The sequence below is a fragment of the Pseudomonas sp. SGAir0191 genome (assembly GCF_002812565.2).
In the GTDB taxonomy this organism is placed as follows: domain Bacteria; phylum Pseudomonadota; class Gammaproteobacteria; order Pseudomonadales; family Pseudomonadaceae; genus Aquipseudomonas; species Aquipseudomonas parafulva_B.
This window is the reverse complement of record NZ_CP025035.2, coordinates 3836718-3862155: the sequence shown is the minus strand read 5'-3', so window position 1 is coordinate 3862155 and position 25438 is coordinate 3836718. Positions and strand designations below refer to the sequence as shown.

At 63.5% G+C, this 25438-nt stretch carries 24 protein-coding genes; 21 read left to right on the top strand and 3 right to left on the bottom strand.

Translation table 11 applies throughout. The annotated features are described in order from the left end of the window. Positions 1 to 153 precede the first annotated feature (153 nt). The 16 genes from CWR53_RS17315 (at position 154) to CWR53_RS17240 (ending at position 17587) form a co-directional block, all read left to right on the top strand. On the top strand, positions 154 to 1260 hold the full coding sequence (locus tag CWR53_RS17315) for an NADH:flavin oxidoreductase/NADH oxidase (protein WP_100852122.1): 1107 nt from the start codon (positions 154 to 156) through the stop codon (positions 1258 to 1260). A gap of 150 nt (positions 1261 to 1410) precedes the next feature. Next, positions 1411 to 2094 carry a tellurite resistance TerB family protein gene (locus CWR53_RS17310; RefSeq protein ID WP_058603768.1) on the top strand — a complete coding sequence of 228 codons (684 nt, stop codon included), beginning with the start codon at positions 1411 to 1413 and terminating at the stop codon, positions 2092 to 2094. A 142-nt stretch (positions 2095 to 2236) separates the two neighbouring features. Next, entirely contained in the window at positions 2237 to 3859 is a 1623-nt protein-coding gene (locus CWR53_RS17305; protein WP_058603760.1) for a methyl-accepting chemotaxis protein, read from the top strand. 5 nt (positions 3860 to 3864) lie between these two features. Continuing rightward, positions 3865 to 4371, top strand: a complete 507-nt coding sequence (locus tag CWR53_RS17300) for a chemotaxis protein CheW (protein WP_058603759.1) — start codon at positions 3865 to 3867, stop codon at positions 4369 to 4371. Then, positions 4368 to 5633, top strand: a complete 1266-nt coding sequence (locus CWR53_RS17295) for a protein-glutamate O-methyltransferase CheR (RefSeq protein WP_058639556.1) — start codon at positions 4368 to 4370, stop codon at positions 5631 to 5633. Before CWR53_RS17300 ends, CWR53_RS17295 begins: the two co-directional genes overlap by 4 nt. Continuing rightward, positions 5630 to 6298, top strand: coding sequence for a chemotaxis protein CheW (locus CWR53_RS17290; protein WP_100852121.1), 669 nt, complete (start codon positions 5630 to 5632; stop codon positions 6296 to 6298). The genes CWR53_RS17295 and CWR53_RS17290 overlap by 4 nt, the downstream gene beginning before the upstream one ends. Continuing rightward, a complete protein-coding gene (locus CWR53_RS17285; protein ID WP_058603756.1) occupies positions 6295 to 8598 on the top strand; it encodes a hybrid sensor histidine kinase/response regulator in 2304 nt (767 codons plus the stop codon). Before CWR53_RS17290 ends, CWR53_RS17285 begins: the two co-directional genes overlap by 4 nt. Further along, the gene (locus CWR53_RS17280) at positions 8595 to 9608 is read left to right on the top strand and encodes a chemotaxis response regulator protein-glutamate methylesterase (RefSeq protein WP_058639553.1); all 1014 of its coding nucleotides are present in this window, start codon (positions 8595 to 8597) and stop codon (positions 9606 to 9608) included. Before CWR53_RS17285 ends, CWR53_RS17280 begins: the two co-directional genes overlap by 4 nt. A gap of 51 nt (positions 9609 to 9659) precedes the next feature. Then, positions 9660 to 10664, top strand: coding sequence for a PleD family two-component system response regulator (locus CWR53_RS17275; RefSeq protein ID WP_100852120.1), 1005 nt, complete (start codon positions 9660 to 9662; stop codon positions 10662 to 10664). 142 nt (positions 10665 to 10806) lie between these two features. Then, positions 10807 to 11902 (top strand): peptide chain release factor 2 gene (gene prfB, locus CWR53_RS17270; protein ID WP_100852119.1). Its coding sequence is split into 2 segments (ribosomal slippage): positions 10807 to 10878 and positions 10880 to 11902, totalling 1095 coding nucleotides; the frame shifts between segments, so codons are not numbered across the junction. Between the two features lie 92 nt (positions 11903 to 11994). Next, positions 11995 to 13497, top strand: coding sequence for a lysine--tRNA ligase (gene lysS / locus CWR53_RS17265; RefSeq protein ID WP_058639551.1), 1503 nt, complete (start codon positions 11995 to 11997; stop codon positions 13495 to 13497). A gap of 189 nt (positions 13498 to 13686) precedes the next feature. Next, positions 13687 to 14391 (top strand): TetR/AcrR family transcriptional regulator, encoded by a 705-nt coding sequence (locus CWR53_RS17260; protein WP_100852670.1) that lies wholly within the window; start codon positions 13687 to 13689, stop codon positions 14389 to 14391. A 28-nt stretch (positions 14392 to 14419) separates the two neighbouring features. Then, entirely contained in the window at positions 14420 to 14968 is a 549-nt protein-coding gene (locus CWR53_RS17255) for a hypothetical protein (RefSeq protein ID WP_058603751.1), read from the top strand. Between the two features lie 123 nt (positions 14969 to 15091). Beyond that, complete coding sequence (locus CWR53_RS17250; RefSeq protein ID WP_100852118.1) at positions 15092 to 16369, top strand: flavohemoglobin expression-modulating QEGLA motif protein; 1278 nt, start codon at positions 15092 to 15094, stop codon at positions 16367 to 16369. Further along, entirely contained in the window at positions 16341 to 17264 is a 924-nt protein-coding gene (locus tag CWR53_RS17245; RefSeq protein WP_100852117.1) for an alpha/beta hydrolase, read from the top strand. The genes CWR53_RS17250 and CWR53_RS17245 overlap by 29 nt, the downstream gene beginning before the upstream one ends. Continuing rightward, complete coding sequence (locus tag CWR53_RS17240) at positions 17261 to 17587, top strand: hypothetical protein (protein WP_058639547.1); 327 nt, start codon at positions 17261 to 17263, stop codon at positions 17585 to 17587. Before CWR53_RS17245 ends, CWR53_RS17240 begins: the two co-directional genes overlap by 4 nt. A gap of 87 nt (positions 17588 to 17674) precedes the next feature. Here the strand turns inward: CWR53_RS17240 and CWR53_RS17235 are convergent, their stop codons facing one another. From CWR53_RS17235 to CWR53_RS17225, 3 genes are all read right to left on the bottom strand, one after another. Next, complete coding sequence (locus CWR53_RS17235) at positions 17675 to 18457, bottom strand: OmpA family protein (protein ID WP_027913844.1); 783 nt, start codon at positions 18455 to 18457, stop codon at positions 17675 to 17677. A gap of 50 nt (positions 18458 to 18507) precedes the next feature. Further along, entirely contained in the window at positions 18508 to 18921 is a 414-nt protein-coding gene (locus CWR53_RS17230; protein WP_023534068.1) for a DUF4398 domain-containing protein, read from the bottom strand. Between the two features lie 279 nt (positions 18922 to 19200). Continuing rightward, complete coding sequence (locus CWR53_RS17225) at positions 19201 to 19542, bottom strand: pilin assembly protein (protein WP_100852116.1); 342 nt, start codon at positions 19540 to 19542, stop codon at positions 19201 to 19203. A gap of 197 nt (positions 19543 to 19739) precedes the next feature. Here CWR53_RS17225 and ppc point away from each other — a divergent pair, with 197 nt between their 5' ends. The 5 genes from ppc to CWR53_RS17200 all read left to right on the top strand — a co-directional run bounded on the left by ppc (position 19740) and on the right by CWR53_RS17200 (position 25409). Further along, positions 19740 to 22367: a phosphoenolpyruvate carboxylase gene (gene ppc / locus CWR53_RS17220; protein WP_100852115.1), complete on the top strand. Its 2628-nt coding sequence runs from the start codon at positions 19740 to 19742 to the stop codon at positions 22365 to 22367. A 256-nt stretch (positions 22368 to 22623) separates the two neighbouring features. Then, positions 22624 to 23274 (top strand): adenylate kinase, encoded by a 651-nt coding sequence (adk, locus tag CWR53_RS17215; protein ID WP_058603745.1) that lies wholly within the window; start codon positions 22624 to 22626, stop codon positions 23272 to 23274. Between the two features lie 166 nt (positions 23275 to 23440). After that, a complete protein-coding gene (tsaB, locus tag CWR53_RS17210; protein ID WP_100852114.1) occupies positions 23441 to 24115 on the top strand; it encodes a tRNA (adenosine(37)-N6)-threonylcarbamoyltransferase complex dimerization subunit type 1 TsaB in 675 nt (224 codons plus the stop codon). A gap of 130 nt (positions 24116 to 24245) precedes the next feature. After that, positions 24246 to 24536 carry a hypothetical protein gene (locus CWR53_RS17205; protein ID WP_058603743.1) on the top strand — a complete coding sequence of 97 codons (291 nt, stop codon included), beginning with the start codon at positions 24246 to 24248 and terminating at the stop codon, positions 24534 to 24536. Positions 24537 to 24539: 3 nt separating this feature from the next. Further along, entirely contained in the window at positions 24540 to 25409 is an 870-nt protein-coding gene (locus CWR53_RS17200; RefSeq protein ID WP_100852113.1) for a DUF72 domain-containing protein, read from the top strand. Positions 25410 to 25438 lie beyond the last annotated feature (29 nt).

Below are 25438 nucleotides of genomic sequence, written 5' to 3'. Positions count from 1 at the left end.
TTTTTACGCAACGCCTAGGGCATCGCGGCCAAACCCCATGGAACCTTCCCCCTACCCAATCTGGTCTAGTCTGAACACAGACCGTTACCGGGCCAGGGATGCGTGATTGACTGCCCGGACCGGATCTCTTTGCAGCCATTGGGAGGTGCCCTCATGAGCATGCTGCTCGAGCCTTACACCCTGCGTCAGCTGACCCTGCCGAACCGCATCGCCGTATCACCGATGTGCCAGTATTCCTCGGTCGATGGCCTGGCCAACGACTGGCACCTGGTGCATCTGGGCAGCCGTGCCGTCGGCGGGGCGGGCCTGGTCGTCACCGAGGCCGTGGCAGTCACGGCCGACGGTCGCATCACCGCTGAAGACCTCGGCCTGTGGGACGACGCGCAGATCGCCCCCTTGCAGCGCATCACCCGTTTCATCACCGCCCAAGGGTCAATCCCGGGTATCCAGCTCGCCCATGCCGGGCGCAAGGCCAGTACCTACCGCCCGTGGCTGGGCAAGCATGGCAGCGTCACGTTGGAGGAGGGCGGCTGGCAGCCGGTGGGGCCGTCGAAGATTGCGTTCGATCCTGAACACACCGTGCCCAGTGAGCTGACCCATGCGCAGATCCAGGACGTGGTGCAGGCTTTTGTCGCCTCGGCCAAGCGCGCGCTGGAGGCGGGTTTCAAAGTGGTCGAAGTGCACGCGGCCCACGGTTACCTGCTGCACCAGTTCCTGTCGCCGCTTAGCAATCAGCGTCAGGATGAATACGGCAGCTGTTTCGACAACCGCATCCGCCTGACCTTGCAGGTGGTCGAAGCGGTTCGTGCGGTCTGGCCGGCCGAGTTGCCATTGTTCGTGCGGGTGTCGGCCACCGACTGGGTCGAAGATGGTTGGAACCCGGACGAAACCGTCGAGCTGGCCCGACGCCTGCGTATGCTTGGGGTGGACCTGATTGATGTGTCTTCGGGCGGTACGTCCAGCAATGCCGAGATCCCGACCGGCCCTGGCTACCAGACCCGCTTTGCCGAGCGCGTGCGCAAGGAGTCGGAAATGGCCACGGGTACCGTGGGCATGATCACCGAGCCGGCCCAGGCCGAGCACATTCTGCGCACAGGCCAGGCCGACCTGATTTTCCTCGCCCGAGAGCTGCTGCGCGACCCGTACTGGCCGCTGCATGCAGACGACGACCTGGGTGGCCACCAGGCCACCTGGCCGGCGCAATATCAGCGGGCCACCAGCCGGTCGAGCCCCATTCACGAATCGGACCTGCGTGACTAAGAGGCCCTGGATGCCGGCGGCGGGCCTCTAGGCACCGGCAAGCCGCCGCCGGCCTGCGACGATGCAACATCTGGAAGCAAATCCTCTGTGGCGTGATGTGGGGCAAGTCTTACTCTGGCTGCTGACTTCCCTGATGTGGAGATGCGCATGATGAATACCCGGGGTTTGCTTGATCAATTGCTCAAATCCGGCCAGCAACTGCTAGAGAAGCAGGCGGGCGGGGCCAAGACGGGTACAGGCGCCGGCGGGCTCGGCGGGTTGCTGTCAGGCGCAGGTGGCGGCCTGCTTGGCGGCGGTGCGCTGGGCGTGTTGCTCGGCAGCAAGAAAGCCCGCAAGTTTGGCGGCAAGGCGCTCACCTACGGGGGCCTGGCCGCGCTTGGCGTGCTTGCCTACAAGGCCTATGGCAACTGGCAGGCCCAGCAGGCCAACCAACAGGCCCCTACACCAGAGCCGCAGACGGTGGACCGCGTACATGCGGCCCAAGTGGAGCAGCACAGCCAGGCGGTGCTGCGCGCACTGGTCGCTGCGGCCAAGGCGGACGGTCATGTGGATGAGCGCGAGCGTGCGCTGATCGAGGGTGAGTTCACCCGCCTGGACGGTGACCGTGAAGTGAAGCAGTGGCTGCATGCGGAGCTCGACAAGCCGCTGGACCCGGCCGAGGTGGCCCGGGCCGCCCAGACACCGGAAATCGCTGCCGAGATGTACCTGGCCAGCGTGATGATGGTCGATCAGGAAAACTACATGGAGCGTGCTTACCTGGACAAACTGGCGCGCCAGCTGGGGTTGGCCCAGGGGTTGCGCGAGGAGCTGGAAAAGCAGGCGCGGCAGGGATAAGCCGCGCGTGCAGCTTGGCCCAATCGGGAGGATCACTGCGGTGGTGGGGCGTTCTGTCAGAATTTGACGCGCAATTCTGTAGGACGCCTGGGCTATACTTCGGCGATTTTTCCTGCTCGTAGTGAATCCCTGAGGGCTGAATGTGAAGAACTGGACGTTGCGCCAACGGATCCTGGCAAGTTTCGCCGTGATCATCGCCATCATGCTGCTGATGATCGTGGCGGCCTATTCACGCCTGGTGACCATCGAATCTGCCGAGCAGGAAGTTGGGGCCGACAGCATTCCGGGCGTCTACTACAGCTCGATGATCCGCAGCGCATGGGTGGACAGTTACGTCACCAGCCAGCAGTTGGTCGGGCTTTCTGACCGGCGCCAGATCAGCTCAGCCGACATCGAACTCTTCAAGAGTTTCGAAGACCGGCTCAAGCAACACATGGCCAGTTACCAGACCACCATTCGCGATGGCGAGGACCAGGCCCGCTTCGACGCCTTCGTGAAGCTCGAACAAGCCTACATGCAGAACGTCAATCAGGTGCTCGATGCGTATCGCGAACGCAATTATGCCGAAGCCCAGCGCTTGATCGCCCAAGTGCTGACCCCCACTTGGGTCGAAGGGCGCAAGCACCTGAACGAGGTGATCGAACAGAATCGCTTGGCCGCCGACGCCGCCACCCGGGAAATCGTCAGCGCGGTGAACACGGCCAAGGGCAGCATGGTCGTGTCGCTGTTGCTGGCCATCGTGGCTGCCGGTATCTGTGGCCTGCTACTGCTGCGCGCCATTACCTCGCCCATGAGCCTCATCGTGACTGCGCTGGACAGGCTTCGCTCGGGTGACCTGAGCATGCGCCTGAACCTGGACCGCCAGGACGAGTTCGGTGCGGTTCAGGGCGGTTTCAATGAAATGGCCGAGGCCCTGGCAAATCTTGTGGCACAGGCGCAGCGCTCGTCGGTGCAGGTCACCACCTCGGTGACGGAAATCGCGGCCACCTCCAAGCAGCAGCAGGCTACCGCCACCGAGACGGCTGCGACCACGACCGAAATCGGTGCCACGTCGCGTGAAATCGCCGCCACGTCCCGCGACCTGGTGCGCACCATGACCGAAGTCACCTCGGCCGCCGATCAGGCGTCGAGCCTGGCCGGCTCCGGCCAGCAGGGGCTGGCGCGCATGGAAGAAACCATGCACCAGGTCATGGGTGCGGCCGACCTGGTCAACGCCAAGCTGGGCATCCTCAACGAGAAGGCCAGCAACATCACCCAGATGGTCGTCACCATCGTCAAGGTGGCCGACCAGACCAACCTGCTGTCGCTCAACGCGGCCATCGAAGCCGAGAAGGCCGGGGAATATGGCCGCGGTTTCGCCGTAGTGGCCACCGAAGTGCGCCGCCTGGCCGACCAGACGGCGGTGGCGACCTATGACATCGAGCAGATGGTGCGTGAGATCCAGTCGGCCGTGTCGGCCGGGGTCATGGGCATGGACAAGTTTTCCGAAGAGGTGCGCCGCGGCATGTTCGAGGTTCAGCAGGTCGGTGAGCAACTGAGCCAGATCATCCATCAGGTCCAGGCACTGGCGCCGCGGGTACTGATGGTCAACGAGGGCATGCAGGCCCAGGCCACCGGTGCCGAGCAGATCAACCAGGCGCTGGCGCAACTGAGCGACGCCAGTACCCAGACTGTGGAGTCGCTGCGCCAGGCCAGTTTTGCCATCGACGAGCTGAGCCAGGTCGCCGCCGGTCTGCGCGGCGGCGTGTCGCGCTTCAAAGTCTGAAGACGATGATCGACATGCAACCGCGCGCCGTGCCGGCAGGCCACGACAACGGCGCGCTGTACCTGCAGTTTCACCTGGGTGACCAGCGTTTTGCCCTGTCCGTGCAGGAGGTAATCAAGGTGCTGCCCCGTCAGCCTCTCAAGCCCGTGCTGCAAGCGCCGCATTGGGTGGCGGGCATTCTTGCCCACCGTGGCCAGTTGGTGCCGGTGGTGGACTTGGCTGCCTTGTGCATAGGGCGGCCGGCGCTGCAACGTACCAGTACCCGCCTGGTGCTGGTGCGCTATCGCAGCGCACTGCAACTGGGCCTGATTCTGGAGCACGCCACCGAAACCCTGCGCTGCCGTGCTGATGAATTCAAACCCTATGGCGTGGACAATGACCCCGCACCTTACCTGGGGCCGGTCCGCCAGGATGCCCAGGGGCTGGTGCAGCGCATCGAGGTCGACCAGGTGTTGCCCGAGGCCGTGCACCGTGTGCTGTACCCTGACGCACAGGGCGGGACCTGCGCATGAACGAGCGGCATTTCTTTCATTTTCTGCGTGAGCGCATAGGTTTGGACGTCGAGTCGGTGGGCGCATCGATGGTCGAGCGTGCCCTGCGTCAGCGCAGCGCGGCGCTGGGTGCCAGCGGTCTGGACGACTACTGGCTGCGCCTGCAGCAATCGCCGGCCGAGCAACAGGCGCTGATCGAAGCGGTCATCGTGCCGGAGACATGGTTCTTCCGCTACCGCGAGTCCTTCACTGCCCTGGCAAGCCTTGCGCACAAACGCCTGGCCGAATTGGCCGCCGCTCGCCCTCTGCGCTTGCTCAGCCTGCCTTGTTCGACAGGGGAGGAGCCCTATTCGCTGGCGATGGCGCTGCTCGATGCCGGCATCGCCCCGGCATCCTTCCTGATCGACGGTATGGACATCAGCCCTGCCTCTGTGGCCAAGGCCAGCCAGGGTCTTTACGGGCGCAACGCGTTTCGTGGCGACGACCTGGGTTTTCGCGAACGGTACTTCGATGCCATCGACGAGGGCCATCGTGTGCATGACCGTGTGCGCCAGCAAGTGACCCTGCACGTCGGCAATGTCCTTGATCCGGCATTGGCCAGCCGGGAGGGCCTCTACGACTTCGTGTTCTGCCGCAACCTGCTGATCTATTTCGATGTGCCCACCCAGCAACGGGTGTTCGAAACCCTCAAGCGCCTGCTTCACCCCCAAGGCGTGCTGTTCATCGGGCCCGCCGAAGGCAGCCTGCTGGCTCGCCTTGGTATGCGTCCGGTGGGCATTGCCCAGTCTTTCGCCTATGTGCGCCAAGACGATATGGCTCAGCAACGACCGGCGCCGGCCGTGCCGATTCAACGCGAACCCATCAAGCCGTTGACCGGCTACCGGCCGACCAATGTCCCCTTGCCACGCATGCGCGGGTCTCTTGGGCCTGTGCCTGACCGGCAGGCCGTCGAAGCTACCGGGCTCGGTGCCCGCGAATTGCTGGCAAGCATTGCCGAGCATGCCAATGCCGGCAACAGCCAGCAGGCGCGTGATGCCTGCCAGCGTTACCTGCGCCAGTACCCACCGTCGGCCCAGGTGTACTATTGGTTGGGTCTGCTCAGCGACACCGAAGGTGATTTGCAACAAGCACAGGTTCACTACCGCAAGGCGCTGTACCTTGAGCCGCAGCACCCCGAAGCGCTCGTTCACCTGGCCGCGCTGTTGCAGGCCCAGGGTGACCAGGCCGGGGCCCAGCGTCTGCAAAGCCGTGCCATGCGTGCGGGTCGGGAGGCCGACCGATGAACGATGAGGCTGTGACCGACCTGCTCGCCGAAACCGATGTGCGCATCGATGACTGCTGGAATCGCATCGGCGTGCATGGCAACAAGCAATGCCCGCTGCTTGAGCGTCATGTCCATTGTCGCAACTGCGAGGTGTACGCCGCCGCGGCCACGCGTCTGCTGGACCGCTACGCACTGGTGCAGGACACCGACGCACAGCCGGACCTGGAAGCGGTCGAGCAGGCCTGTACAGGGCGCTCGATGCTGTTGTTCCGCCTGGGGGAGGAGTGGCTGGCGTTGCCTACGGCATGCCTGGCCGAAATCGCGCCCTTGCAGGCCGTGCATTCGCTACCCCATCAGCGCTCGCGCGTGCTGTTGGGCGTTGCCAACGTGCGGGGTGCCCTGGTGCCGTGCCTGTCGCTGCAGGAGCTGCTGGGTACCCCTGGCGGTGCGACTGAACAGCGCAACAATCGGGGCTTGCCACGCATGCTGATCCTGGCAGCCGAGGGTGGCCCGGTGGTCATGGCCGTCGAGGAAATCGACGGTATCCACCGGCTTGATCGGCCCACGGACCTTGCTCACGACGCCATGCGCTTCACGGCAGCGGTGCTGCAATGGCGCGGGCGCAGCGTGCGTGTGCTGGATGAGCAACAGCTGTTGTCTGCCGTACAGCGGAGCCTGTCATGACCCCTGAGCAAATGCGCGACGCCTCGTTGCTCGAACTGTTCAGCCTTGAAGCCGAGGCCCAGACGCAGGTGCTCAGCGCCGGGCTTCTGGCCCTGGAGCGCAACCCTACCCAGGCCGACCAGCTGGAAGCCTGCATGCGCGCAGCCCATTCCCTTAAAGGGGCTGCACGCATCGTTGGCGTGGATGCCGGTGTCAGCGTTGCGCACGTAATGGAGGACTGCCTGGTGGCGGCCCAGGAAGGCCGCCTGCGCCTGAGCGCTGAGCATATCGACGCGCTGCTGCAGGGCACCGACCTGTTGATGCGCATTGCAACGCCCAGCGACACGGCCGCCCAGGACGATGTGCCTGGCTTCCTGGTGCTGATGGCCGCCGTATTGGAGCCTGGGAGGCCGGGCGCTGCACCTGCCGCCCCCGCGCAGGCCCGTCCACCGATGGCGCCACCGCCAGTTGCGAGCCAGACACCGACCGCGCCGCCTGCACCGGCGTCTGAGCCGACGGCCGATGTTGAGCCCGCCCCACGTCGCAAGGCCGGCAAGCGCACGGTCGAAGGGGGCGAGCGGGTACTGCGAGTGACCGCCGACAGGCTCAACAGCCTGCTCGACCTGTCCAGCAAATCCCTGGTGGAAACCCAGCGTCTCAAGCCTTACCTGGCCACCTTGCAGCGCCTCAAGCGCATGCATGGCCAGGGCATGCAGGCGCTCGATGGCTTGCGCCTGCAACTCGAAGACAGCGGCCAGGGTAACGAGGTACTCGAAGCCTTGGCCCAGACTCAACGCTTGTTGGCCGAGACCCAGCAGATCCTGCGTCAGCAAGCGGCCGATCTGGACGAATTCGGCTGGCAGGCCAGCCAGCGCGCGCAACTGCTCTACGACACCGCCCTGGCCTGCCGCATGCGCCCGTTTGCCGATGTGCTGGCCGGGCAGAGCCGCATGGTGCGCGACCTGGGGCGCGCCCTGGGCAAACCGGTGCGCCTGGTCATCGAAGGCGAGAAAACCCAGGTCGACCGTGACGTGCTGGAAAAGCTCGAGGCTCCGCTGACCCACTTGCTGCGTAACGCGGTCGATCATGGCATCGAACTGCCAGACAGGCGGCTGTTGGCGGGCAAGCCCGAAGAAGGGCTGATCCGCCTGCGCGTCTCGCACCATGCCGGGATGCTGAGCCTTGAGCTGATGGACGACGGTGCCGGTGTGGACCTGGATCGCCTGCGTGCCAGCATCGTCGAGCGTGCCCTGTCTCCAGCCGAAACCGTCGCGCGCATGAGTGACGATGAATTGCTCACGTTCCTCTTCCTGCCAGGCTTCAGCCTGCGGGACACGGTGACCGAAGTGTCCGGGCGGGGTGTAGGGCTTGACGCCGTGCAGCACATGATTCGCGAATTGCGCGGGGCGATCGAACTGACCCAGACGCCCGGGCTGGGGTGCCGCTTCCACCTGCAGGTACCGCAGACCTTGTCGGTCGTGCGCAGCCTGGTCGTGGAAGTCGGCGGGGAAGCCTATGCCTTCCCGCTGGCGCATATCGAACACACTCTGGCGGTGAACGCCAACGACATTGTGCAGATTGAAGGGCGGCAGCATTTCTGGCATGACGGCCAGCACATCGGTCTTGTAGCGGCCAGCCAGTTGCTGCACCGGCCGGCCGGGCAAACCGACCAGGACAGCCTGCGGGTTGTGGTCATTCGCGAGCGCGAGCGCTTGTATGGCGTGGCCGTCGAGCGCCTGATCGGCGAGCGGGTGCTGGTGGTGATGCCGCTCGACCCGCGTCTGGGCAAAGTGCAGGACATTTCTTCAGGGGCGCTGCTGGACGACGGTTCGGTGGTGCTGATCGTCGATGTGGAGGACATTCTGCGCTCGGTCGACAAACTGCTCAGCACCGGCACGCTCGAGCGCGTCGAGCGCGGCGGTGCCGGCGTCTCTGGTCTGGCGCGCAAACGCGTACTGGTCGTCGACGACTCGCTGACGGTGCGCGAGCTGCAGCGCAAGCTGCTGGGCAATCGCGGTTACGACGTCGCGGTGGCGGTCGATGGCATGGATGGCTGGAATGCCCTGCGCGGCGACGATTTCGACTTGCTGATCACCGACATCGACATGCCGCGCATGGACGGCATTGAATTGGTCACCCTGGTGCGCCGTGACCAGCGCCTGCAATCGCTGCCTGTCATGGTGGTTTCCTACAAGGATCGGGAGGAAGACCGACGGCGTGGCCTGGATGCCGGGGCCGACTACTATTTGGCTAAAGCCAGTTTCCACGACGATGCGTTGCTCGATGCTGTAGTCGAACTGATCGGAGGTGCTCACGGATGAAGATCGCCATCGTCAATGACATGCCCTTGGCAGTGGAGGCCTTGCGCCGCGCCGTTGCGCTGGAACCTGCCCATGAAGTGGTGTGGGTAGCCAGCAACGGTGCCGAAGCCGTGCAACGCTGCCAGGAACGGCAGCCGGACCTGATCCTGATGGACTTGATCATGCCGGTGATGGATGGCGTGGAAGCGACTCGCCGGATCATGGCCGATACCCCGTGCGCCATCGTCATCGTCACGGTCGATCGCAAGCAGAATGTGCACCGGGTATTCGAAGCCATGGGGCATGGCGCACTGGATGTGGTCGATACACCGACGCTGGGCGCTGGCGACGCCCGTGAAGCCGCCGCGCCATTGCTGCGCAAGATTCTCAACATCAGCTGGCTGATTGGCCAGCAGCGCCCGCCGACGCCCAGGCCGGTTGCCGCACCGCTGCGTGAAGCAAGCCAGCGACGAGGGTTGGTGGCTATCGGTTCATCAGCAGGTGGCCCGGCGGCCCTGGAGGTACTGCTCAAAGGGGTGCCAGCAGGGTTTCCGGCTGCGATCGTGCTGGTTCAGCATGTGGATCAGGTCTTTGCCGCCGGCATGGCCGAATGGCTCAGCAGTGCAGCCGGGCTGCCAGTGCGCCTGGCACGCGAAGGGGAGCCACCGCAACCTGGCCAGGTGCTGTTGGCCGGAACCAACCACCATTTGCGTCTGCTACAGAACGGGCAACTGGCCTACACTGCCGAACCGGTCAATGAAATCTACCGCCCTTCGATCGACGTCTTCTTCGAAAGCGTGGTGCGCTACTGGTCAGGCGAGGCAGTGGGGGTGCTGCTCACCGGCATGGGGCGCGACGGAGCACAGGGGCTCAAGATGATGCGCCAACGGGGTTTTCTGACCATTGCCCAGGACCAGGCCAGCAGTGCTGTCTATGGCATGCCCAAGGCTGCTGCGGCGATCGATGCCGCAGTGGAAATCCGCCCGCTTGAAGGCATAGCCGGGCGTCTGACGGAAGTTTTTGCACAATGACGAAGTGTAACGAATCATGCCGCCTGGCCGGCCGTGTTCAGGTGACCAGCCATGAATGAGCTCCCCATCGAAGGGTTCGCCGCCGCCGATGAAAACTCGGCGATGGTGCTGCTGGTAGACGATCAGGCCATGATCGGCGAAGCCGTGCGGCGGGGCCTGGCCGATGAAGACAACATCGATTTTCATTTTTGCGCCGACCCGCACCAAGCGGTGCAGCAGGCCATGCGCATCAAGCCCACGGTAATTCTGCAGGACCTGATCATGCCTGGGCTCGATGGCCTGACGCTGGTGCGTGAGTACCGCAGCAACCCGGCCACCCAGGACATCCCGATCATCGTGCTGTCGACCAAGGAAGACCCGCTGGTCAAGAGCGCCGCGTTCGCGGCCGGGGCCAACGATTACCTGGTCAAACTGCCCGATAACATCGAGCTGGTGGCGCGCATTCGCTATCACTCGCGCTCCTACCTCACCTTGCTGCAGCGCGACGAGGCTTACCGCGCCCTGCGGGTCAGCCAGCAGCAGTTGCTCGATTCGAACCTGATGCTGCAACGGCTGATGAACTCCGATGGCTTGACTGGGCTGTCCAATCGACGCCATTTCGATGAGTACCTGGAGCTTGAGTGGCGACGGGCGATGCGCGAGCAGCAACAGTTGTCGTTGTTGATGATCGACGTCGATTATTTCAAGGCCTACAACGATACCTTTGGCCACCTGGCCGGTGACGAAGCGCTACGGCGCGTGGCAGAGGCCATCCGTGGCTCGTGCTCGCGGCCCAGCGACCTTCCGGCCCGCTATGGCGGCGAGGAGTTTGCCCTGGTGTTGCCCAACACCTCCCCAGGTGGCGCCAGGCTGGTCGCCGAGAAACTGCGCCAGAGCGTGCTGGGCCTGGCGATCGAGCACATGGCACCGTCTGCCGGGTCGCACCTGACCGTCAGCGTGGGCCTGGCCACGCAGGTTCCGCCCATCGGCAGCCACTGCCGGCAATTGATCTCGGCGGCGGACAAGGGGCTGTACCAGGCCAAGAACGGTGGCCGCAACCAGGTGGGTGTCGCCTAGCAAGCCGGGGCAGGGGTGCACCTTTCTCGGCTGGCTGCACCCGGCGTCTGGTCGTCGACGACTGTCAGGCGGGTCTGCCGCCACGCGGCCGACTCGGTTATACTCGCAGGCTTTTCACCGAATTCGCACGAGTAGCCTGCCCATGGAAATCCAACCGATCCTGAACACCATCAAGGACCTCTCCGACCGCTCCCAGTCCATTCGGGGGTATCTTTGACTACGATCTCAAGCATGACCGCCTGATCGAAGTCAATCGCGAGCTGGAAGACCCCAACGTCTGGAACAAGCCTGAGTACGCCCAGGCCCTGGGCCGTGAGCGGTCCATGCTGGCGCAGGTCGTCGAGACCCTGGACAAACTGTCCAACGGGTTGGCTGACTGCAAGGACCTGCTGGACATGGCCGTGGAAGAGGGCGACGAAGGCGCTGTCGGCGACGTCGTGACCGAACTGCAAGGCCTGGAAGAACACCTGGCCCAGCTCGAGTTCCGTCGCATGTTCAGCGGCGAGATGGACATGAACAACGCCTACCTCGACATCCAGGCCGGCTCCGGCGGGACCGAGGCGCAGGACTGGGCCAACATCCTGTTGCGCATGTACCTGCGCTGGGCCGACAAGCGTGGCTTCGACGCTACCATCATCGAACTCTCGGAGGGCGAAGTGGCTGGCATCAAGGGCGCCACCGTGCACATCAAGGGCGAGTACGCCTTCGGCTGGCTGCGCACCGAGATCGGCGTGCACCGCCTGGTGCGCAAGAGCCCGTTCGACTCTGGTGCCCGCCGCCACACCTCGTTCTCGGCCGTGTTCGTCTCGCCCGAAATTGACGACAAGGTCGAAATCGAGATCAACCCATCGGACCTGCGTATCGATACCTACCGCTCCTCGGGCGCCGGTGGCCAGCACGTCAACACCACCGACTCGGCAGTGCGTATCACCCACGTGCCGACCAACACCGTGGTGGCGTGCCAGAACGAACGCTCCCAGCATGCCAACAAGGACACCGCCATGAAAATGCTGCGGGCCAAGTTGTACGAGCTGGAAATGCAGAAACGCAATGCGGCCTCGCAGGCGCTGGAAGACAGCAAGTCGGACATTGGCTGGGGCCACCAGATCCGCTCCTACGTGCTGGACGACTCGCGCATCAAGGACCTGCGTACCGGCGTGGAACGCAGCGATTGCCAGAAAGTGCTGGACGGTGACCTTGACCAGTACCTGGAAGCGAGCCTCAAGCAGGGGCTGTAAGCCACACCCTATCGCCGCGCCACCGGCCCCTTGCCGGTAGCGCGCGCCCTGCCCGCCAAGGGCAACGAATACCTGATGGAAACAAAGACGACATGAGCGACCTGAAGACCGAATCGCAAGACCTGCAACAGGAAGAGAACGCCCTGATCGCCCTGCGCAAGGAAAAGCTTGCCGCAGAACGCGCCAAGGGCAATGCCTTCCCCAACGACTTCCGTCGCGACAGCTACTGCAACGACCTGCAGAAACAGTACGCGGACAAGACCAAGGAAGAGCTGGAAGCAGCCGCGATCCCGGTCAAGGTAGCGGGCCGCATCATGCTCAACCGTGGCTCGTTCATGGTCATCCAGGACATGACCGGCCGTATCCAGGTCTATGTCAACCGCAAGACCCTGCCCGAAGAAACCCTGGCTGCGGTCAAGACCTGGGACCTGGGCGACATCATCAGCGCCGAGGGTACCCTGGCCCGCTCGGGCAAGGGTGACCTGTACGTCGAGATGACCCAGGTGCGCCTGCTGACCAAGTCGCTGCGCCCGCTGCCCGACAAGCACCACGGCCTGACCGACACCGAGCAGCGCTACCGCCAGCGCTACGTCGACCTGATGGTCAACGAAGAAACACGCCACACCTTCCGCGTGCGCTCGCAGGTCATCTCGCACATTCGCAAGTTCCTCATCGAACGCGACTTCCTCGAAGTCGAGACGCCGATGTTGCAGACCATCCCGGGCGGCGCAGCGGCCAAGCCGTTCGAAACCCACCACAATGCCCTGGACATGGCCATGTTCCTGCGTATCGCGCCTGAGCTGTACCTCAAGCGTCTGGTCGTCGGTGGCTTCGAGAAGGTCTTCGAAATCAACCGCAATTTCCGCAACGAGGGGGTTTCGACGCGCCACAACCCTGAGTTCACCATGCTCGAGTTCTACCAGGCCTACGCCGACTACCGCGACAACATGGACCTCACCGAGGAACTGTTCCGCGAGCTGGCGCAGCTGGTGCTGGGCTCTACCGATGTGCCGTACGGCGACAAGGTGTTCCACTTCGGCGAGCCGTTCGTGCGCCTGTCGGTGTTCGACTCGATCCTCAAGTACAACCCCGAGCTGACCGCTGCCGACCTGCAGGATGTCGACCGCGCCCGCGACATCGCCCGCAAGGCAGGGGCCAAGGTGCTGGGCCATGAAGGCCTGGGCAAGCTGCAGGTGATGATTTTCGAAGAGCTGGTCGAGCACAAGCTGGAGCAGCCGCACTTCATTACCGAGTACCCGTTCGAGGTTTCGCCGCTGGCCCGTCGCAACGACGAGAACCCTGCGGTGACCGACCGTTTCGAACTGTTCATCGGCGGGCGCGAAATTGCCAACGCCTACTCCGAGCTCAACGATGCCGAAGACCAGGCCGAGCGCTTCCTGGCCCAGGTGGCCGAGAAGGATGCCGGTGACGACGAGGCCATGCACTACGACGCCGACTTCGTGCGCGCGCTGGAATATGGCATGCCGCCAACGGCGGGCGAGGGCATCGGCATCGACCGCCTGGTGATGCTGCTGACCAACTCGCCATCGATCCGCGATGTGATCCTGTTCCCGCACATGCGCCCGCAGGCCTGAGTGAAGTCGAAAAAGCCGCCTTTTCAGGCGGCTTTTTCTTGCCCGAAGCTTTATGTTGTCATCACCGACCCGCTCGCGATTCAATCCCTTGCCAAGTGAATCTACGATTCCAATGCCTGGGGCCAGATCGGACGCGAACGGGCATGCTCCGACCAGACACCGTACATGAGGTACTCCATGACAACCGCCATGGCTCAACAAGGGGCTGCCGGCATCGCCACCGCCGTTGCCGAAAGCGTGCGTTACCAGGGTCGCAAGACGGCCCGACAAGGCAGCGAACAGCGCCGCCAACTGATTCTGGACGCCGCCATGCGCATCGTGGTGCGCGATGGCGTTCGGGGCGTGCGACACCGTGCCGTCGCCGCAGAGGCAGGGGTACCGCTGTCGGCCACCACCTACTACTTCAAGGATATCGAGGACCTGCTCACCGACACGTTCGCCCAGTACGTCGAGCGCAGCGCCGCCTACATGGCCAAGCTCTGGCTCAACACCGAAGCGGTGCTGCGCCAACTGCTGGCCCAGGGCGACGGCAGTCCCCAGGCACGGGCAAAACTGGCCGATGAAGTGGCGCGTATGATGGCCGATTATGTGCAGCGCCAACTGCTCACCCGCCGCGATTTCATGATGGCCGAGCAGGCGTTTCGCCAGGAAGCGCTGTTGTGCCCGCGCCTGGCCGAGCTGGTGTGTGCCCACGAGCAGATTCTGCTGCACGGTACGCGCCAGCTGCTGCAAGTCGTTGGCTCGCGGCAGCCGGAACAGGATGCACAGATGTTGACGGCGATTATCGAGCAGATGGAATATCAGGGCCTGCTCAAGCACGCCGAGGCGCAGGCCGATGGGCCGATGCTGGCAATGCTTACCCGATACCTGCAGTTGGTGCTGGCGTTGGATTGAGCCCGACCTTTTCGAGGAAGAAAACCTGATGAAAGCCTGGCGTGTGGTGCTGTTGACGCTGTCATTCCTGATGCTGGGCGGTTGTCTGGTGACGTTTTCCGAACCGCTGCCAGGCAAGTCCTCGGCACCCAGGGGGCTTGTGGGCAGCTGGACCACCAAGGACGCCTGGGGCGAGCCGCTGAAGCTGGTCATCACGCGTGCCGACGCAGGGGCCTACAAGGCGGTAGCTACACCCAAGGGCAAATCTGCTCAAACCTATGTGTTCAACGTGGCCCAGCAGGGTAATCGCTGGTACCTGTCGGCGCGGGTGCCGGGAGAACTGGGGGGCAACTACGTGATCGGTGGTTTCGATATCGTCGATGGCAAGGAGCTGGTGGTCTATAACCTCGATGTACAGCAAGTGCAGCAGGCCTTGGGCAGCAAGGAATTGAGCGGGCACAGCACCGAAGTGGCGCAGGACAACGGCGAGGGTGTGCTGGTGGACAGCCCGCCAGAGCGAGTCCTGGCCTACCTCAACGACCCCGCGAATTCGGACCTGTTCGTGGAGGCGGTGCGTTTCAAACGCGCTGGCAAGTGACAGGGCAGGTCTCGGGTGATTCGCGGGTGCGTCAACGGCGCGCGCCCACCCAGGCTGCTCGACACCTGAGTGGCCCGACACGAGCGGACATGGCTTGGCCTGACGGCCGATAAGGATTTCTTTGTGGACGAGTACCAGCAAACCATTCGCGCCCTGTCCGACCGTATCGTGGCCGCGCAAACGCCGATTCGCGTGCTCGATGCAGTCAAGTGGGACGATGGCATCCGCCGCGGCTTCTTCGAGGCCAAGGGCAAGGTGCCGCCTGCCGTGGACCGCGCCTATTATCAGGCGCGCTCACTTGGGTTCGACTCCAGCGCAGTGAAAGCGGAGTTCCAGGCCATCGAGCGTGACATCATCCGCCAGCTTGGCCAGTTCAGCCCCGTGGGGCAGATCATGAAACGCATGTGCCGCGAGTACCGCATGGTAGTGCGCATGCTCGAGGCCAGGGGCACGGAAGATTTCGGTCTGATTTCCCAGGAGCTGTACGGCGCTGCCTCCGACGTTTTCCATGCCGGTGACCCGACCCTGGCCGACCTTGGCCTGATGCTGTCGGACTACCTGAACAACATCAATGGGCGCGGCGACCTCAAGGACGAGCCGAAGAACCTGACGGCCAAGCAAGCGGTGGATATTCTCCAGTGCCGGTTGAACAAGGTGTTCGGCGAAGCCGAAGGGACCATCCGCGTGTTCGAGTCCGACGGCATCGTGGCCGATGCCGCCGCCGGTGCCGACTACATCAAGGTGCGTGCCGATGCCATGTTCAACGCGCGTGATGTACGGGCCTTGGAAGTCCACGAGGGGCTGGTGCATGTGGGCACCACACTCAACGGCCTGAACCAGCCCATCTGTACGTTCCTGGCCAAGGGCCCGCCTTCCTCGACGGTGACCCAGGAAGGCCTGGCCATCCTGATGGAAGTCATCGCTTTCGCGTCCTACCCCAGCCGCCTGCGCAAACTGACCAACCGGACCCGCGCCATACACATGGTCGAGGACGGTGCGGACTTCATGCAGGTGTACCAGTTCTTCCAGGAACAGGGCTTCGACATGGGGCAGAGCTACAGCAATGCCAGCCGGGTATTCCGTGGGTCGGTGCCCAATGGCTTGCCATTTACCAAGGACTTGTCCTACCTCAAGGGCTTCATCATGGTTTACAACTACATTCAGTTGGCCGTGAAGAAGGGCAAGCTGGAGCAGATACCACTGCTGTTCTGCGGCAAGACCACCCTCGAAGACATGCGCACCCTGCGCCAGCTCGTCGAGGAGGGCCTGGTGGAGCCGCCCAAGTACCTGCCTGAGCAATTCCGCGACCTGAACGCCTTGTCGGCCTGGATGTGCTTTTCCAACTTCCTCAACCACCTGAGCCTGGACCGTATTGAAACCGACTACGCGAACATCCTTTAACGGGCTGCGCCTGCTGACGGCAGGCATGCTGCTGGTGCTGCTGGGCGGGTGCAGCGGCTTGCTGTTCTACCCTGAGCGAGGCCAGGCGTTCACGCCTGAGCGGGCCAGGCTCGCCTACAGCGATGTCACCCTGGTTGCCGCCGACGGTGTGCGCCTGCACGCCTGGTGGCTGCCGGCCAAGCAAGGTGTGGCGGTCAAGGGCACGGTGCTGCACCTGCACGGCAATGGGGGCAATCTGCCCGGTCACCTGGGCGGCAGCTACTGGTTGCCGGAGCAAGGTTACCAGGTGTTGATGATCGACTACCGAGGCTACGGACTGTCCGAGGGCAAGCCGCGGCTACCTGAGGTCTATCAGGATATCGCTGCCGCCATGGCCTGGCTCGATCAGTCCCCGCAGGTCAAGGGCAAGCCTCTGGTGTTGCTGGGGCAGAGTCTGGGCGGTGCCATGGCCATCCACTACCTGGCGGCCCATCCCGAGCAGCGCGAACGCTTCAGCGCTCTGGTGTTCGACGGCGTTCCTGCCAGCTACCGAGCGGTGGGCCAGTACGCCTTGAGTACCTCGTGGATGACCTGGCCACTTCAGGTGCCCTTGTCCTGGCTGGTGCCCGATGCCGATAGCGCCATCGAGTCCGTCGGGCAGCTGACCAGCCCGCCCAAGCTCTTTTTCCATAGCATCGATGATGACCTGGTGCCGATGAACAATGTCATCCGCCTGTATCAGCAGGCGCCGCCGCCTCGAGTGCTGCAGTTGACCCGAGGTGGGCACGTGCAGACGTTCGCCGACCCCACCTGGCGCGAAGTGATGCTGCGTTTTCTGGATGATCCCAGCCATTTCACCGGCCTGCGGCGGCTTGCCGAAGTGCCCAATACCTATGACGAGAAGAACCCGCAATGAGCGAAGAACGCAACGCCATACCGCTGATCCTGACGGGAGTCGGCAGCATCATCGTGACGGTGGGGGCCCTGTGGTACTACGGTTACCTGCACTTCGCCAAGCCTGAGGATGCCTTGTTGCTGCAAGACTTCACCATGCTCAAGACGGTACCGGGCGAAGACTACAAGGTGTCATTGGAGCCGGCAGCGCAGGTGGCCCAATGCGCCGAGGGTGTGCTGGTCCTGTTCGACACCCAGCAAAAAGGCCTCAGTGGCGTGCTGGTCGACAGCCGTAAGCGCGCCGTGCGCTGTGTGGGCGCAGACACGCCGCAGCAGGTGCGATAGGTCTTCGTGGCTAACCGGTAGCACCAAAAAAGAACCCCGCGCTGGAGGGACGCTCCAGCGCGGGGTTCTTCGTCCTGCCGTGCGGCGTTACTTCATCGAAGAACGCGGTGCAACAGGCTGGTTGTCGTTGGAGATGGTCACTTCCACGCGACGGTTTTGGGCGCGGCCCGAGTTGCTGGAGTTATCTGCTACCGGATACTCCTTGCCGTAGCCTTGGGCAACGATGCGAGCTGGGTCTACGCCTGCGCGGACCAGTGCCATGCGCACGCTGCCGGCGCGACGCTCGGACAGGGACTGGTTGTAGCTGGCCGAGCCGACGCTGTCGGTGTAACCCTCGACGATCACCTTGCGCTCAGGGTTTTCCTGAAGGAACTGAGCCAGCTTGGTGATGTTCGGGTAGGCATTGCTCTTGAGCTCAGCCTTGTTGAAGTCGAACAGCACGTCGCCGAAGGTCACCAGGGTGCCGCGTTCGGTCTGCTTGGCGTTCAGGCTCTGCTGCAGCTTGGCGATCTGGGCGTCACGGGCGTCCAGCTTGGCCTGTGCGCGCAGCGCGGCGGCGTTTTTCAGGTCGCCTTCGGCGGTGCGCAGGGCGATGGTCTGCTTGGCCACTTCAACGCGCTGGTTGGTCAGGTAGGCCAGTTGGTCGACCTTCTGCTCGTCTTCACGGTCCATGTAGGCCTTGTCGGCCTTGTTCAGCCAGTCCTGGGCATCCTTGGTTTCAAGGGCAGCCACTTTGCTGGCCTGCGGATCGCTCTGCAGGGAGGAGAAGTTGGTACGAGCCGCTTCCAGGTTGGCGTTCGGGTCGTGCGAGCAGGCAGCGAGACCGACGCTCAGGGCCAGGAGGGCGGGAATCATGACGTGTTTGCGCATAGTGTTCATCCTTTGATCGAGTGCGAAGGCTAAGGGAGACAGGGCAGGGCTCACTGAGCGCTGCGCAGGCCTTCCTCACGTACGTCCTGGGCGCCTTGACGGGCGTCCTGCACGGCCTTCTGGGCCTTGGCCGCCTGGGCCTTACGTTCGGCGAGACGCGCGTCCCATTCGGCCTGTTCGGCCAGACGCTTGGCTTCGTCGTACTTCTTGTCATGCATGGCGATTTCGGCCTGCTTGAACTTGTCCTGAGCGGCTTTCATTTCGACAGCAGCGTACTCGGTGCCGCCTGCGCTGACGGCAGAGTTCACGGCGGACTGGGTCACGGCGTACTGTTCGGTGGGCGGGTTGCCTGCACAGCCAGCCAGGACCAGGCTACTGCCCAGGGCCAGCGCGGCCAGCTTGAACCCGCGCACGTAAGTGGATGAAGGTTTGACAGTGCGGGTTTTCATGGTGGTCAGCTCCATTGGATCACTCCTGATAATGACGATGTCCGTAGCAGTCCATCGCTCATTCCCCGGACCGTTTTCATGCGCTTGAGCTCAATAACGCACAAGTACCGGTGTGCAGGGTTTTAGCGTGATGGCTATTGGCTCCGACTGGAAGAATTTTCGAATAGTTCAGTAAAAAGTCCAGATTACGAGTAACTCTTTCTGACTAATCGGTCAGCTGATATCCAGCGGAACTTTTGCCTGCCCAAGCGGTTTTGGTCCTGATCGGCAACCGAAATCGTGGCCGAGCGACGATCATTTCTCATCGTTCTCAGGTTCATTCAGGGCATGCAGATGCTGACGTGAAAGGGCGAGAAAACGAGGTGTGGGCCCTACGTCCTCGTACAGGGGATCGCCTTCCTCATCGGTGGCGATAACCTGATGCCCCTGCACGTAGGGGAAGCTTGCCTCCAGCTCCTCCAGCGCCGCACCGACCAATTCGCCAAGCAGCGCTTCGGCGGTGCGCTTGGGGTACATGTCGATAAGTGCCGCAAGGCGCGCTTCGGACTCCAGATCAAGGTGCAACACATGTTCGGTACGGCTGAGGGTGCCGGCCGCGTTCTGTTCCCAGTGCTGGGCGAGTTCACGAATTTTCATGATGACCTCTGTTAGCGCCTGCTAGGGCATGCAAGGCATGAGAGTGGTGACCATCAACATTAGTTTGCTTTGGCTGCGCATGGCTTGCCATCGCCGCCTTGCTCTTGGCACTCTGGCACAAGGTCGCGGCCTCACAGGCGGCGCGATGAGCCTAACAAGGCATGCCAGGCGCTCGAGCTGCGCCACGGAGAGGGCCAATGACCGATATCGATGTGCGTTTGCGTGAAGATGTCCATGTGCTGGGAGAGCTGCTAGGCGAGACTGTTCGTCACCAATATGGCGATGAGTTTTTGCAGAAGATCGAGGACATACGCCACAGTGCGAAAGCTGATCGACGCAGCGCAGGCGAAGAACTCAGTTCGACCCTGGGTGACCTGGATGATGATGAACTGTTGCCGGTGGCCAGGGCGTTCAACCAGTTCCTCAACCTGGCCAACATGGCCGAGCAATACCAGCTGATACGGCGTCGCGATGCCGATCAGCCCGAGCCCTTCGAGGCGCGCGTGCTGCCTGAGCTGCTGGCCCGCCTCAAGCAGGCCGGCCATGACGATCAGGCCCTGGCGCAGCAGCTGGGTGACCTGGATATCCAGCTGGTGCTCACCGCGCACCCTACCGAAGTCTCGCGACGTACCCTGATCCAGAAGTACGACGCCATCGCCGCCCAACTGGCCGCCCAGGATCATCGCGACCTGACGCCTGCCGAAACCGCGCAAATCCGCGAGCGCTTGCGCCGTCTCATTGCCGAGGCCTGGCATACCGAAGAGATCCGCCGCACGCGCCCCACCCCCGTGGACGAGGCCAAGTGGGGCTTCGCCGTGATCGAGCACTCGTTGTGGCAGGCCATCCCCAACCACCTGCGCAAAGTCGATCACGCCTTGCACGAGGCGACCGGCCAGCGTCTGCCACTGACGGCAGCCCCCATCCGCTTCGCTTCGTGGATGGGCGGCGACCGGGACGGCAATCCCAATGTTACCGCCAAGGTCACCCGAGAAGTCCTGCTGCTGGCGCGCTGGATGGCAGCGGACCTGTTCCTGCGCGACATCGATACCCTGGCGGCTGAGCTTTCCATGCAACAGGCCAGCGCTGCCTTGCGCGAGCACGTGGGCGACAGTCCGGAGCCTTACCGTGCGTTGCTCAAGCAACTACGCGACCGCTTGCGGGCAACACGCAGTTGGGCGCATTCGGCACTGTCTGCCAACGTACCGCCTGGGCCTGACGTGCTGGTAGACAACCGCGAGCTGGTTGCACCGTTGCAGTTGTGTCACCAGTCGCTGCATGACTGCGGCATGGGCATCATTGCCGATGGCCCGCTGCTGGACTGCCTGCGCCGGGCCGTGACCTTCGGCCTGTTCCTGGTCAGGCTGGACGTGCGCCAGGATGCCGCGCGCCACCGTGATGCGTTGAGCGAAATCACCGAGTACCTGGGCATGGGCCGGTATGCCGACTGGGATGAGGAACGGCGTATCGGCTTCCTGCAACAGGAGTTGACCAACCGCAGGCCACTGCTGCCAGCCCACTTCGAGCCTCGGGACGAGACGGCCGAGGTTCTGGCCACCTGCCGGGAGATCGCCGCTGCGCCAGGCGCCTCGCTGGGCTCGTATGTGATTTCGATGGCAGGTGCCGCGTCGGACGTGCTGGCGGTGCAATTGCTGCTCAAGGAAACCGGTCTGGCCCGCCCGATGCGGGTGGTGCCGCTGTTCGAAACCCTGGCCGACCTGGATAACGCGGGCCCTGTGATGCAGCGGCTGTTGGCGCTGCCCAGTTATCGCGCCGGGCTGCACGGCCCTCAGGAGGTCATGATCGGCTACTCCGACTCGGCCAAGGATGCGGGCACCACGGCCGCTGCCTGGGCCCAATACCGCGCGCAGGAAAGCCTGGTGCGCATTTGCGCCGAGCACCAGGTCGAGTTGTTGCTGTTCCACGGCCGGGGCGGTACGGTGGGGCGCGGCGGCGGCCCGGCTCACGCCGCCATTTTGTCGCAACCTCCGGGTTCGGTCGCGGGGCGATTCCGCACCACCGAACAAGGGGAGATGATCCGCTTCAAGTTTGGCTTGCCCGGCATAGCCGAGCAGAACCTCAACCTCTACCTGGCCGCCGTGCTCGAAGCCACGCTGCTGCCACCGCCGCCCCCGCAGCCGGCGTGGCGCGACCTCATGGACCAGATGGCTGCCGATGGGGTCAAGGCTTACCGCGACGTGGTGCGTGAGCACCCGGATTTCGTCGAGTACTTCCGCCAGTCGACCCCCGAGCAGGAGTTGGGGCGCCTGCCGTTGGGCAGTCGCCCGGCCAAGCGACGTGCCGGCGGTATCGAAAGCCTGCGCGCCATACCCTGGATCTTCGGCTGGACCCAGACCCGACTGATGCTGCCAGCCTGGCTGGGTTGGGAAACGGCACTGAACAATGCGCTGGCCGCCGGGCAGGGCCCGTTGCTTGCGCAGATGCGCGAGCAGTGGCCGTTTTTCCGCACGCGCATCGACATGCTGGAGATGGTCCTGGCCAAAGCCGATGCACAAATTGCAGAGGCCTACGACCAACGTCTGGTGCAACCGCACCTGCTGCCTTTAGGTGCGCAGCTGCGCGACCTATTGTCGCAGTCGTGCCAGGTGGTGCTGAACCTGACTGGGCAGCAGGTGCTACTGGCGCATAGCCCTGAAACCCTGGAATTCATCCGCCTGCGCAACACGTACCTGGACCCGCTGCATCGGCTACAGGCAGAACTGCTGGCCCGTTCGCGTAACCGCCAGGCCGCTCTGGACAGCCCGCTGGAGCAGGCATTGCTGGTGACCATCGCCGGTATTGCCGCAGGGCTGCGCAACACCGGTTGAGGGGAGGGGGCAGGTCTGCTCCAGAACGGCGCAGGGGGGCACCGAACAGCTACGGTACGGGGGTTGCGCTGGGCGCAACCACTTGCCCGCTCGACCTGAAGTGGTGCATTCATGCAACTTTGGGACGCTTGTCGGGCTGGCAGGCGCTGTGTATCTTGAGCAGCCTTCTGACCGATTCATGGTCATACCGAATTTCCGGACTTGGCCCTGGTTGCCGAATCCATTGAATTGCATACAAAAATTTGAGGAGCACAAGATGCGCGTAATTCTGCTGGGAGCTCCCGGGGCCGGTAAAGGTACTCAGGCAAAGTTCATCACCGAAAAGTTCGGTATTCCACAGATCTCCACCGGTGACATGCTGCGTGCTGCGGTCAAGGCCGGCACGCCCCTGGGCCTTGAGCTGAAAAAAGTCATGGATGCCGGCCAGCTGGTCTCCGACGAGTTGATCATCAGCTTGGTCAAAGAGCGCATCGCCCAGCCTGATTGCGCCAACGGTTGCCTGTTTGACGGGTTCCCGCGCACCATCCCGCAGGCAGAGGCCATGGTCGCTGCAGGCGTGGATATCGATGCCGTGGTCGAGATCGCCGTGGACGACGAAGAAATCGTTGGCCGCATGGCAGGCCGCCGTGTGCACCTGGCCTCGGGCCGTACCTACCATATCCAGTACAACCCGCCGAAGGTCGAAGGCAAGGACGATGCCACCGGCGAAGACCTGATCCAGCGCGATGACGACAAGGAAGAAACCGTTCGCCATCGCCTGTCGGTCTACCACAGCCAGACCAAGCCACTGGTGGACTTCTACCAGAAGCTGTCGGCTGCCAACGGTGGCAAGCCCAAGTACAGCCACATCGAAGGTGTGGGCTCGGTGGAGGCGATCACTGCCAAGGTGCTGGCCGCGCTGAGCTGATCGGCACGTGGTCATTGAACGACGGCCCGCTTGCGGGCCGTCGTCGTTTTTGGCCTCGTGCGATGCTGTGGTATCCCTGGCGGCCCACACGGAGGGGGTTTGGGACACGAAGGCGCCGCTGCTCTATACTCCCGCTTTTTTCCACTCACACCTGGATACCTGTTCGATGACCACCTTGTTGGCCCTGGATACCGCTACCGAAGCCTGTTCCGTTGCACTGCTGCATAACGGCGAGGTAACCAGCCACCACGAGGTGATCCCGCGCATGCATGCCCAGAAGTTGCTGCCGATGATCAAGCAGCTGCTGGCCGAATCCGGCGTCGCCCTGGGCACGGTCGATGCCATTGCGTTCGGCCGTGGCCCGGGTGCGTTCACTGGCGTGCGCATTGCCATCGGCGTGGTACAAGGGCTGGCTTTCGCCCTGGAGCGGCCCGTATTGCCGGTGTCCAACCTCGCCGCGCTGGCCCAGGGCGCATTGCGTCAACAGGGTGCCCAGCAAGTGGCCGCCGCCATCGACGCGCGTATGGACGAGGTGTACTGGGGCTGCTATCAGGCCGTAGCGGGGGAAATGCGCCTGCAAGGCGATGAAGCGGTACTGCCACCTGAACGCGTGGCGTTGCCAGCCGGGGCACAAGGACCCTGGTTTGGGGCAGGCACGGGCTGGGGCTATGCCGAGCGCCTGGCGGTCACTGTTGGCGCAAGCGACCCCTCTGCCTTGCCCAGCGCCCTTGATGTACTGAGCCTGGCCCGCTTTGCCTGGGATCGGGGTGAGGCCATCGCAGCCGAGCAGGCGCAGCCGATCTACCTGCGTGACAACGTGGCCACGCCCAAAAAACAGTGAGGCTGTTCGTCGGGCGCTCTCGATAGTGCTACAACCTTTTGCACAAAGTGTGGTCAAGTTCTCAATCGAGCGTTAGCGGCGGGCCATCAATGCTGCTAAATTGCCATCATTGGTCCCGGGTGCTCATGCCATGCGTGTCGACGGTTTCTCATCACAGTCCTTTCCGATCAAGCGTACGCCGCGTAAGGCGTCCGTGCATGATGACGTGGCCGATGATGTCGAACTGGTAGAAGAGGCTGCCATGGCACCTCAGGAGCCTGCTGCTCGTCGCCGTGCCAGCACGCTGCCAGCCCGTCAGCAAGACATGGTGTTCCCCCGCGCCCGTGACCGGCGCACCGCCTCGGCCCTTGCCAGTTACCTGAGCACAGCAGGCTTTACTGACTGGGACATGGAAGTACTGGGGCTCGACCTGTACATTTGACGGATGAGCCTGCCGTCCATCCCCTATTTCATTGGTTGCCCGTCGTGGAGCGAAAACGCCTGGCGTGAGTACCTGTACCCTGCTGACGCCAGCGCCGCGCAGATGCTTGGGCTGTACAGCCAGGTATTCAATGCCGTCGAAGGCAACACCACGTTCTATGCCAGGCCATCACCTGCCACGGTGGCCCGGTGGGCGACAACGATGCCGGCGCATTTTCGCTTCACGGCCAAGTTCCCCCGCGACATCAGCCACGGTGGCGACCTGCGCGACCATCTCGAACCTGCCTTTGACTTCATTCGCCTGATGGCGCCGCTCGGGGCACGCGTGTCTCCTTACTGGCTGCAGTTGCCCGCTTCGTACGGGCCGGGGCGACTGGAAGAGCTGAGCCAGTTTCTGGAGCAGGTGGGCGTGAGCGTGGCGGTGGAAGTGCGTCACCCGGCGTTCTTCGCCAAAGGCGAGGAAGAACGCGCGCTCAACCGGCTGCTGGCCAAGTTGGGCGTCGAGCGGGTATGTCTCGACCCGAGAGCGTTGTTCAGCTGTACTTCCACGGACCCTGCCATCGTGCACGCCCAGTCCAAGAAACCCAATGTTCCACCACGACCAGCTGCTTTCACTCAGCATCCGCAGGTGCGCTTCATCGGCCATCCGGCGCTTGAATACAACGAACCCTTCCTGACCCCTTGGGTGGACAAGCTGGCCGCATGGATCGAGGAGGGGCGCAGCCCGTACATCTTCTTGCATACGGCTGACAACCGCCTGGCGGCCGCGTTGGCGCAACGTTTCCACCAGCGGCTCATGCAGCGCCTGCCCGGGCTGGCCGCACTGCCGGAATTGCCGCGAGCGCCGGAGGTCGAACAGCTGGGTCTACTTTGATTTCTTGCCGACTGCCGGAGTGCTTGATC